This is a genomic window from Peribacillus sp. SIMBA_075, assembly GCF_046534585.1.
On the sequence record NZ_JAWRYN010000774.1, the window covers coordinates 1 to 266 of the forward strand.

Annotated in this window: 1 riboswitch. The window is 42.5% G+C overall.

Annotated elements, in window-relative coordinates:
• The first annotated feature begins 66 nt into the window (after nucleotides 1–66).
• Nucleotides 67–188: riboswitch (SAM riboswitch) on the forward strand.
• Nucleotides 189–266: the final 78 nt, after the last annotated feature.

Below are 266 nucleotides of genomic sequence, written 5' to 3' on the forward strand. Positions count from 1 at the left end.
CAGGAAAATGTGAATATTAATTGACAAATGAATATCATTTCTTTAGTATAGGTTGGGACGGATACTCTCTTATCCCGAGCTGGCGGAGGGACAGGCCCGATGAAGCCCAGCAACCTCACTTGTAGTGGTAAATACAGGTGAATAGGTGCTAAAACCTGTGCGAGGCTAACGGTCTCGAACGATAAGAGCAAAGGGCAAAAAGCAGTATGCAAGTAGCAAATTAAACCTTTCCTCTATGTTAAGTAGGAAAGGTTTTTCTGTATGCT